We start from the raw sequence: 8,931 nt of genomic DNA, 5'->3' as shown, positions 1-8,931 counted from the left end.
CGCAGCTCGCCGAGCGGCGACGACGGCACCGGCTCACCGGGCGGGCGCCGCACGTCGAACCACCACTGCAGCAGGCCGTGCCCCGCCGGCATGAGGCCGCACATGCCGGCGCGGCCCACCACCATGACGCCGCGGCGGGACGAGGTGACGTCGGTCGGTATCGGGCCGAGGCCCTGCCAGGTGACCCAGCCGGTCGGCTCGGTGGGATCGCCGCCCCACAGCTGTGAACGCACCACGGAGCGGCGGCCGTCGGCGCCGACCAGCAGGTCGCCCTCGGCGGCGGTGCCGTCGCGGAACCGCGCACGGACGGTGTCCCCGTCCTGCTCGATCGCCGCACAGGCCCGGTCGAAGGCGACCGTTCCGGGCGGCAGCCCGTCCGCGAGCCGTTCGAGCAGACGGCGGCGGGGCAGCGACACGTGCGGATGCCCGTACGCAGCCGCCGCGCGGGCGACGTCGACGCTGATCAGGAGCCGGCCGTCCGCGCGGCGCTGTTCGAGGACGTCGATCTCCGCGCCGGCGTCCGCGACCGAGACCCCCAGCTCGTCCAGGATGCCCGTGCCGTTGCTCCACAGGGTCAGCGCCGCTCCGCCCGTCCGCGGTGCGGGGGCGCGCTCGTACACGCCGACCTCGTGCCCGGCGGCCAGCAGCGCCCGTGCCGCGCCCAAACCGCCGACTCCCGCCCCGATCACCAGTACTCGCACCGTCGCCTCCTCGAAAGCCACTACGATGATAGTACTAAGGGCGTTGTAGTACGTTCAGGGGGTGCCGCCGCAGCCGAACCTCGAACGCCGTCGCGCCCTGGCCGACGCCGCGATCGAGGTGCTGGCGCGGTCCGGCGTCCACGGCCTGAGCCACCGCACGGTGGACGAGCGTGCGGGCCTGCCACCGGGCACCGCGTCCAACTACTTCCGCAGCCGGGACGCGCTCCTCGAGGCGGCCGCCCGGCGCATCGTGGAGCTGCACGAGACGGAGATGCGCGCCGCGAACGCGCGGTCGCCCGTCCCGGCGGACGCCGGCGACCTGGTGGAGCTGATCGCCCTCTCCCTGTACGGGTCCGCGACCGGGCACCGCGACCGCTATCTGGCGATCTATGAGCTGAGCCTCGAGGCGACGCGCCGCCCCGCCCTCCAGGAGACGCTCGACCGGATCGGCCGGGCCACGCTCGACGTCACCGTCGACCAGCACCGCGCGCTCGGCCTGCCGACGTCACGCGAGCAGGTCCAGACGCTCATCACGCTGTTCGGCGGCGCACTGTTCACCCTGGTCACCCGCCCACCGGCGGAGGTGAGCCTGGAGGCCGCCCGCACGCTCGCCCGCGCGGCCGTCACCGGGGCCCTGAGCGAAGCGGGCGGCACCGGCTGAGGCATCGCGCACCGGAAATGGGCGCCGGTCAGGGCTTGCGGGCGATGGCGGCGTAGCAGACCGACCGGCCGGGGTCGTCCACGAGGCCGGTGTCGGCGTCCGGGTGCCACTGGGGCAGCCAGACGAGTCCCGGCTCGACGAGCTGCAGGCCGTCGAGGAGGGCGGCCACCTCATCCCGGGTGCGGTTGTACGCGTTCTCGGTGGCCTTGCGGTAGACCCGGATCGCCTCGTCCAGCTCGGGGAAGCTGTCGGCGGTCGCGTGGGAGACGACCAGGTGACTGCCGGACGGGAGGGGCGCGAGCAGCGTGTCGATGACCCGGCGCGGGTCCTCCTCGTCGGCGAGGAAGTGGAGGACGGCCACGAGGAGCACGGCGACCGGCCGGTCGAGGTCCAGGGTCCGCCGCAGCCACTCGTCACCGAGGATCTTCTCGGGCTCCCGGAGGTCGTGCTGGACGATGACGGCCTGGTCGACTCCCTGGAGCATCTCCCGGCCGTGGGCGAGGACGATCGGGTCGTTGTCGACGTAGACGATGCGGCTTTCGGGCGCGACGCCCTTCGCGATCTCGTGCACCGAACCCATGGTCGGCAGGCCGGCGCCGATGTCGAGGAACTGGCGGATTCCGGCTTCGGCCGCGAGATAGCGCACGGCGCGGCCGAGGAATCGGCGATTTTGGCGCGCGGCGGTGCGGATGAGCCCGCCCGGCATGGCCCCGATCACCTTTTCGGCGGCCTCGCGATCGGCCGGATAATGATCTTTTCCGCCGAGATAGTAGTCATACATTCGCGCCGGACTGGGGATGTCGGGCCGGAACACATCCGACGGCTGGCCGCTCGACATCGAGCCTCCCTTGTTGCCAAGGCGGGGAAGAAAAGGCTGATTCTGTCATCGTGACGCATCGGCCGGGGGTGGTAACAGGGCCCAGACCCATTTGCCCGGCAGATCGCGCCTCGGCGCCCAGTCCCACCGGCGGCTGTGGGCGGCCACCAGATACAGGCCACGGCCCGTCTCGGCGGCGAAGTCGGGCTCGGTGAGCACCGGCGGCCGATCGCTCGGGTCGGCGACGAGGCACATGACCGACCGGCGGCGGCATACGAGGCGCAGGAGAACCGGGCGGCACGGCCGGGCCCCGGCGTACGGCAGGGCGTGCCGCAGCGCGTTGGTCACCAGCTCGGACACGACCAGGGTCGCGGTGGGGACCTGTCCGGCGAGCTCCCATGCCCCCATGACGGCGGCCGTGTGGTCGCGCGCGTATTTCACCCAGGTGAGATCGTCGCCCAGCGCGATCGTCAGGTCGTCGCGCGAGTGAATCGCTATATCCGGATCATCTTCACTATCGGGTTGATCCGTGATCAACCCGAAATCCGGGCAGACGATGCCCGCCCGGGTCACCGGTGTTCCGACCATCGAAAGTCCTCGGGTGCGACTCCAGGGTCAGGACGGCGACCCCGTTGTCGAGATATCATTCTCGCGTGCAATTGCATCCGCAACCACATCGGCCGATCCGGACGCATAATGTCCTGACCCGATCATGCGGCCACGGCGGTGTTGAATCGCCCTTGGCCGTACGCCTCTTTTTAGGGTGGCCGAAATGAACATTTCCGGCTCGGGGCCCGTGGTCCTGCGCATTCTCCTCGGCGCCGAACTCCGCCGTCTCCGCGAACTCGCCGAGGTCACACCCCAGCAGGCCGCGCACGAGATCGGCGCGTCGGAGTCGAAGATCAGCCGGATGGAGCGCGGCCGCAACGCGTTCAAGCAGGAGGACGTCGCCGAACTCCTGTTCCTGTACGGCGTCAGCGACGAGACCGTCCGCGAGGACCTGCTGTCGCTGACCCGGCGCGCCAACCAGCCCGGCTGGTGGCACAGCTACAACGACGTCCTGCCCGGCTGGTTCCAGCCCTACGTCGGGCTCGAGAACGCCGCGCGGCGCATCCGGACGTACGAGTCGCACTACATCCCCGGCCTGCTGCAGAGTCCCGACTACGCCGCCGCGGTGATCGCCCTGGACGGTTTCCGCGCCGAGGAGCTCGACCGGCGGGTCACACTCCGGCGCGACCGCCAGCGGCGGTTCCGCGACGGCGCGCTCCGGCTGTGGGCGATCATCGACGAGGCCGCGCTGCGCCGGCCGTTCGGCGGCGCCGAGGTCATGCGCCACCAGCTCGAAGAGCTCGTGGCGGCCACCAAGCTCCCGAACCTCACCCTGCAGGTCACGCCGTTCGCCGTCGGCGGCCACACCGCGCCGGGCGGATTCTCCATCCTGCGCTTCCCCGATCCGCAGATGACCGACGTGATCTACGTCGAACAGCTCACGAACGCGTTGTACCTGGACAAGCGCGAGGAGGTCGACACCTACCTGCTCGTGATGGAGCGCCTGTCGATCGTCAGCGCCTCCCCCACCGAGTCGATCGACATCATCAACCACATCATGGACGACTATTGAGCCCGCTCCACAACGGCATGCCCGCCGGCGGCCTGGCCGACGCCCAGTGGCACAAGAGCCCGGCCAGCAGCCCGCAGGGCAACTGCGTCGAGCTCGCCACGCTGCCCGGCGAGCAGATCGCCATGCGTAACTCCCGGCACCCCGACGGTCCGGTGCTGATCTTCGCCAAGGCCCAGCTGAAGGACCTCATCGACGCGGTGAAGCACGGGGCGTTCGACCATCTCCTCATCCGCCCCCACGGCGACGGCACGCCCCGTCCGCCGGACCCGCGGGACGGCTGAGGGACGCGGACACGGGTCAGGTGAGTTCGGCCGTGACCCGCGCGAGGCTGCGGACCAGTCGCACCGCGTGCTCGCGCTGGTCCTCCGCCAGTGACTCCCAGACCTCGCCGAAGCGTGCGACGACGTTCCGCATCGTCTCCTCCAGCATCGTCTTGCCCGCGAGGGTCAGCGCGAGGGACGTGGTCCGGCCGTCGCTGGCGTGCGGCGCGCGGAGTACGAGACTCCGGCGCTCCAGCGCCGCCAGCGCACGAGTCACCGTGGGCTGCGCCAGCCCCGCGCGCTCCGCCACCGCGGTGACCCCCTGCCCTCCCGCGACCTCGACCGCGGCGAGGACGACGAGCTGCGGCACCGAGACGCCGTCCCCCCGGACGGTGTGGGCGGCCCCGCCCGTACGCCGCGCCGTGCGCATCAGATCCAGGACCGCGTCGACGAATTCATCGAAAAGCTCCACGCTTCATCCCCCGCTCACCGATTTACATAGCGTACTATGGAACGGCGGTAAGGAGCAGGACGGCGATGGATCACTCATTCGGACCCGACGGCTCGGACAGCGTTGTCCGGGGCTCGCGGAGCACACCGCTCTTCATCGTGGGCGTGGACGGCACCGACTCCGGGCTCGCCGCGCTCCGGGAGGCCGCCGACCAGGCGGCGGAGGCCGACGCGCGCATCCTGTGCGTCCACGTCCGCTCCCTGCCCGGCATGTGCGAGATGACGGCGTTCCTCGCGCCGGGAGCCGTGGCGATCAGCCGCGAGTGCCGCGACAGCCGGGAGATCGACGCCTGGCTCCAGTGCGTCCAGACCCTCGACCCGACGGGCCGGCCCTGGAGGTTCAAGGTCGTCTCGGGCCGTCCGGACCGATGCCTCGCACAGGTCGCACGCGCCGAGCACGGCGACGCCCTGTTCGTCGGGCAGTTGCCGCGCGCGCCGTGGTCGCGCTGGTTCCACCGCTGCCCGGCCCGCAGGCTGGCGCGGTCAGGCGTGTGTCCCGTTCACCGCACCGGTGTGAGCTGAGCCGGACCGCTCCTCGCCTCCCGCCGGCCGGGGGCGCACGGGAGTGCCGTTCTCCTGGGCCAGCCGGTTGAAGCGGCCCAGCATCGTGGCCAGCGTGCGCACGTCCTCCTCCGGCCAGGTGTCGAGCAGCGCGTAGAAGCTCTCCCGGCGCGCGACGCGTACGGCGTCCATCCGGCGCCGCCCTTCGCCCGTGAGCGCGAGCAGGTGGGCACGCCCGTCGCAGGGATCGGCACGGCGTTCGACGAGACCCAGATCCTCCAGCGCCCTCAGCTGGCGGCTCATCGTCGCCTTGCCGACGCCGAAGTAGGCCGCGAGATCGCTCGGGCGCACCGGTGCGCGCTCGTACAGGCCCAGGAGCAGGCCGTACGCCGCCGGGTCGAGCCCTTGGTGCACCTCGCGCATCATCCCGACGGACAGCGCACGCGCGCGGCGAAGGAGGACGCCGAGCTCGCGCTCGACGGCGTCGTAGGTCTCGTGGTCGGCCGCGATCGTCATCACCGTCTTCTCGCCTCGCCTCGATGGTGTCACCGGCGAGGATTATCCACGCGTCACCTTAACGCCGGCTTGAAGGACCGCGTTCACCGGACCGGCGTGTGTCATCGCTCCGGGCGGCCGAGCCACCTGCCGTGCGTGTCGTCGTCACGGCCGTCGACGACGACCGCGCTGGTCACCGGCGCGTAGCCGGAGGCCGTGAGGGGGTACCGGCCCCCGGTCAGATCGCCGAAGGCGTACTCCCCGCCCGGGCCGGTCGTCGCGACGCCGACCACGTTGCCGGCGGCGTCGTGCAGGGTGACCCGCGCGAACGACACCCGCACCAGCACGGGGGAGGTCGAGGCGGCGATCAGCGTGGCGCCCGCCCAGTCGACCTTCACCTGACGCCTCCGCGCCGGGAGGTGGAGTGTCCGCTGCGGGACGATCAGCGCGAGGACGGCGAACGGCACATCGGCGTAGAAGAACCAGCGCCGGTGCAGCCAGGAGGTGTCGACGATCAGCGGGCCGCCGATGGTGGCGAGCGCGAACACGGCGCCGATGTAGCCGGAGTGGCGACCGCGTTCCCGTGGCGCGATCATCACCGCCATGATCACCTGCGCCAGGGCGGTCAGGCCGCCGATGCCCTGTACGCCGCGGGCCGTGATGAGCATGGCGGGGTTCGCGCGAGGCCCGCGAAGGTCGATCCGGCGACGAACACGAGCTGGACCACGACCTTCTTGCTCGTCAGGTCCGCGAGCCTGCCCCAGGTGGGTGTCGTGACGGTGGTCGCCACCACGGACGCGCCGCCTCGGCGATCGTGTCCGGATGGCTGAAGCGCCCGCGCGCGGCGAGTTCGATGGTGACGACGATGGCGGTGGCCTCGACCGCCAGCAGGGCGATGAGGACGAACAGTTGAACCGCGCCGGCGGCGACCGGCGACGCGCCCCCCAGCAGCATGCCGACGAACGCGCCGGGCAGAGTGACCAGGCCGACGGTGCGGGTCTGGTCCAGGGCCGGGACGAGCGCGGTCGCCGCGTGCGGCCGGCATATCTCCAGCGCGGCCTCCCGGTCGGTCAGGCCGAGGGACAGGGCGGCCTCGACCTCTCCGCGCCGGTGCGTCAGCTCATCGACGGCACGGCGACCCGCGAGAGTCGTGGCGGTGAGCGCACCACCGATGAGAATGCCCGCGATCGGGATCATCGTGATGCCACGCGGCGGCACCAGACCGGTCGCCAGCAGCAGGACGATGACGGGCGCGGTGGCGACGCCGATCGGCACCGCCGCCCACCACGCGGCCCGGCCGGTGGTGATACGCCGTCCGGCGACCCGGGCGGCCACCCCGTACATGAGCACGACGAAGGCAACGGTCAGCGGGATCGACCGGGTGATCGTGGCGATGACGACGGACACGAGCCCGAGTTGCACCACCGCGCGCACGCCAGAGCGCAGCACGGCCGGGCCGTAGCCGAGCATTCCCACGGCCGCCACCGCGGTCGCGACGAGGGCCAGCACCGCCATCACGACACCGAGAGCCGGGCTGACCGGCAGCAACGTGGAGGGCTTCGCGACCTCCGTGGCCGACCAGAACCCATTCCGCACAGTCATGCCACGATCCTGATGGGCACCGAATCGGCTCGGCAACCGCCTCGCCGTGTCCCACGCCGGTGGCGCGAACGCGCGGACCCCGGCGGGTCAGCCGGTCAGGTCCGCGCGGGAGGCGGCCCGGTGTACGAGGGCGGCGAAGTTGGAGGCGAGGCGCCGCGCGTGCCGGCACGACTCCGGCTCGGCGTGCTCGGCCTCGGCGCGGAGGACACGCAGGTCCAGGCCTGCGTCGGCGAGGGCGGCCTCATCCCAGCGGTCGAGCCGGTCCGCTCCGGCCTCCGGGTGGAACTGCACGCCCCAGGCGCGCTCCCCCACGCGGAAGGCCTGGATCGGGCAGGCGTCGCTCTCGGCCAGGTGGACGGCGTCCGGCGGGAGTTCGGTGATCTGGTCCCGGTGGTTCTGGATGAAGCAGAGCTGCTCCGGCAGGCCGTCGAACAGCGGGTCCGCCTTGGCCTCCGGGAGCAGCGAGACGCGGCACGAACCGCGCTCCGGACGGCCGTGGTCGCCGCGGACCACGCCACCCGCCACCGCGGCCAGCACCTGGGCGCCCAGGCAGATGCCCAGCAGCGGGACGCCGCGCGCCACCGCGCTCCGCGTCAGCTCGCGCTCGGCCGCCAGCCACGGGGCGCGTTCGTCGTCATCGGGCAGGAGGCCACCGCCGAGCAGGACCACCGCGTCGAAGCCGTCCGGCGCGGCGGGGACCGCGTCGCCCGTCACCTCGACCAGGTGCAGTCCGTCAGCCTCCCACCAGGGAAGGAGCCGTCCGATCGGGCTTCGCTCGGCGTTGCGGACGACGAGGATCCGGTGAGGAGGAAGGGAGGTCACTGCTGCGCTCCATCGAACATCTGCTGCGGTCGGGCCGGCGCACCGCGTCCGATGTCGCACGCACGCGTGGCCGGCAGGTGACCACTATTCCAGTCCCGGCGGGCGCTCCGCTCCTCGCGTCGCCGGGCCGCCCGCCGCGGTACGCACCTGCCCGTCAGCGACCAGGTTGGGGCGTACGCGGCAGGTGGCGCATCATGTCGCGCGTGAGTCACGCAGAGGAGCTCGATCACCCGCCTTGGCCGACGGTGGGGCCGGAGGATCTCGGCGCGGCTCTCCGGGCCGCGCGCGACGGGGACGAGGACGCCTTCCGCACGCTCTACCGGCAGTTCCACCCCCGGCTGCTGCGTTACGTACGCACGCTGGTCGGCGACGACGCCGAAGACGTCGCCTCCGAGGCATGGCTGCACATCGCCAGGGACATCGCCGCCTTCGACGGCGACACCGAGGGCTTCCGCGCCTGGACGGCGACCATCGCCCGCCACCGCGCGCTCGACCATCTGCGCCGCCGCAGGCGCCGTCCGGTCGAGCACACGCCGGTCGCCGAGTTCCTGGACCTGCCCGCGTCCGAGGACACCGAGACCGCGGCCCTGGACTCGCTGTCCACGCGTTCGGCCCTGGCGCTGATCGCGCGCCTGCCCCGCGACCAGGCCGAGATCATCGTGCTGCGCGTCGTCATCGGACTGGACGCCAAGGCCGTGGCACGGCTCACCGGCAAACGCCCCGGGGCCGTACGGACGGCGGCGCACCGCGGGCTGCGCCGTCTCGAGCGCCTCATCAACGACCTGGAGCTCCCGCGATGAACGATCCCGGCCTCGGTCCCGACGCCGTCGAACGGATACTCCGCGGGGAATCGGCCGGACGGCCGGCGCTCGCCGCGCTGGTCGCCGGCGCGCCCGCGCCCCCGGCGCGCGATCCGGATGGTGAGGAGGCGGCCGTCGCCG

General features: G+C 72.4%; 13 protein-coding genes. 5 read left to right on the top strand and 8 right to left on the bottom strand.

Going from position 1 to position 8,931, the window contains the following annotated elements; genetic code table 11:
• The coding region (locus tag ACFFNX_RS33700) for an FAD-dependent monooxygenase (RefSeq protein WP_378209916.1) at positions 1 to 701 on the bottom strand (701 nt) is incomplete at its 3' end.
• 61 nt (positions 702 to 762) lie between these two features.
• Between ACFFNX_RS33700 and ACFFNX_RS33695 the strand changes: the two genes are divergently transcribed.
• A complete protein-coding gene (locus ACFFNX_RS33695; protein ID WP_378209915.1) occupies positions 763 to 1,362 on the top strand; it encodes a TetR/AcrR family transcriptional regulator in 600 nt (199 codons plus the stop codon).
• A gap of 28 nt (positions 1,363 to 1,390) precedes the next feature.
• Here the strand turns inward: ACFFNX_RS33695 and ACFFNX_RS33690 are convergent, their stop codons facing one another.
• Both ACFFNX_RS33690 and ACFFNX_RS33685 read right to left on the bottom strand, forming a co-directional pair.
• Complete coding sequence (locus ACFFNX_RS33690; protein ID WP_378209914.1) at positions 1,391 to 2,200, bottom strand: SAM-dependent methyltransferase; 810 nt, start codon at positions 2,198 to 2,200, stop codon at positions 1,391 to 1,393.
• Between the two features lie 45 nt (positions 2,201 to 2,245).
• Positions 2,246 to 2,767 carry an ATP-binding protein gene (locus tag ACFFNX_RS33685; protein ID WP_378209913.1) on the bottom strand — a complete coding sequence of 174 codons (522 nt, stop codon included), beginning with the start codon at positions 2,765 to 2,767 and terminating at the stop codon, positions 2,246 to 2,248.
• 184 nt (positions 2,768 to 2,951) lie between these two features.
• Between ACFFNX_RS33685 and ACFFNX_RS33680 the strand changes: the two genes are divergently transcribed.
• Both ACFFNX_RS33680 and ACFFNX_RS33675 read left to right on the top strand, forming a co-directional pair.
• Positions 2,952 to 3,800, top strand: a complete 849-nt coding sequence (locus tag ACFFNX_RS33680) for a Sco1979 family transcriptional regulator (RefSeq protein WP_378209912.1) — start codon at positions 2,952 to 2,954, stop codon at positions 3,798 to 3,800.
• A complete protein-coding gene (locus ACFFNX_RS33675; protein WP_378209911.1) occupies positions 3,797 to 4,081 on the top strand; it encodes a DUF397 domain-containing protein in 285 nt (94 codons plus the stop codon). Before ACFFNX_RS33680 ends, ACFFNX_RS33675 begins: the two co-directional genes overlap by 4 nt.
• Positions 4,082 to 4,097: 16 nt before the next feature.
• On the opposite strand, the gene ACFFNX_RS33670 is transcribed toward ACFFNX_RS33675, so the two are convergent.
• On the bottom strand, positions 4,098 to 4,532 hold the full coding sequence (locus ACFFNX_RS33670; protein WP_378209910.1) for a MarR family winged helix-turn-helix transcriptional regulator: 435 nt from the start codon (positions 4,530 to 4,532) through the stop codon (positions 4,098 to 4,100).
• Positions 4,533 to 4,597: 65 nt separating this feature from the next.
• Between ACFFNX_RS33670 and ACFFNX_RS33665 the strand changes: the two genes are divergently transcribed.
• A complete protein-coding gene (locus ACFFNX_RS33665) occupies positions 4,598 to 5,092 on the top strand; it encodes a universal stress protein (protein ID WP_378209909.1) in 495 nt (164 codons plus the stop codon).
• On the opposite strand, the gene ACFFNX_RS33660 is transcribed toward ACFFNX_RS33665, so the two are convergent.
• The 4 genes from ACFFNX_RS33660 to ACFFNX_RS33645 all read right to left on the bottom strand — a co-directional run bounded on the left by ACFFNX_RS33660 (position 5,054) and on the right by ACFFNX_RS33645 (position 7,990).
• Positions 5,054 to 5,587, bottom strand: coding sequence for a MarR family winged helix-turn-helix transcriptional regulator (locus ACFFNX_RS33660; protein ID WP_378209908.1), 534 nt, complete (start codon positions 5,585 to 5,587; stop codon positions 5,054 to 5,056). The two genes, ACFFNX_RS33665 and ACFFNX_RS33660, sit on opposite strands and share 39 nt — an antisense overlap.
• A gap of 101 nt (positions 5,588 to 5,688) precedes the next feature.
• Positions 5,689 to 6,234 (bottom strand): MFS transporter, encoded by a 546-nt coding sequence (locus tag ACFFNX_RS33655; protein WP_378209907.1) that lies wholly within the window; start codon positions 6,232 to 6,234, stop codon positions 5,689 to 5,691.
• Positions 6,235 to 6,307: 73 nt separating this feature from the next.
• A complete protein-coding gene (locus tag ACFFNX_RS33650; RefSeq protein ID WP_378209906.1) occupies positions 6,308 to 7,168 on the bottom strand; it encodes an ABC transporter permease in 861 nt (286 codons plus the stop codon).
• 87 nt (positions 7,169 to 7,255) lie between these two features.
• Positions 7,256 to 7,990: a type 1 glutamine amidotransferase gene (locus tag ACFFNX_RS33645; RefSeq protein WP_378209905.1), complete on the bottom strand. Its 735-nt coding sequence runs from the start codon at positions 7,988 to 7,990 to the stop codon at positions 7,256 to 7,258.
• Between the two features lie 203 nt (positions 7,991 to 8,193).
• Here ACFFNX_RS33645 and ACFFNX_RS33640 point away from each other — a divergent pair, with 203 nt between their 5' ends.
• Positions 8,194 to 8,790 carry an RNA polymerase sigma factor gene (locus ACFFNX_RS33640; RefSeq protein WP_378209904.1) on the top strand — a complete coding sequence of 199 codons (597 nt, stop codon included), beginning with the start codon at positions 8,194 to 8,196 and terminating at the stop codon, positions 8,788 to 8,790.
• Positions 8,791 to 8,931 lie beyond the last annotated feature (141 nt).

This window comes from Actinoallomurus acaciae (assembly GCF_042429965.1).
Lineage (GTDB): Bacteria > Actinomycetota > Actinomycetes > Streptosporangiales > Streptosporangiaceae > Actinoallomurus > Actinoallomurus acaciae.
This window is presented reverse-complemented; position numbering and strand designations above follow the sequence as displayed.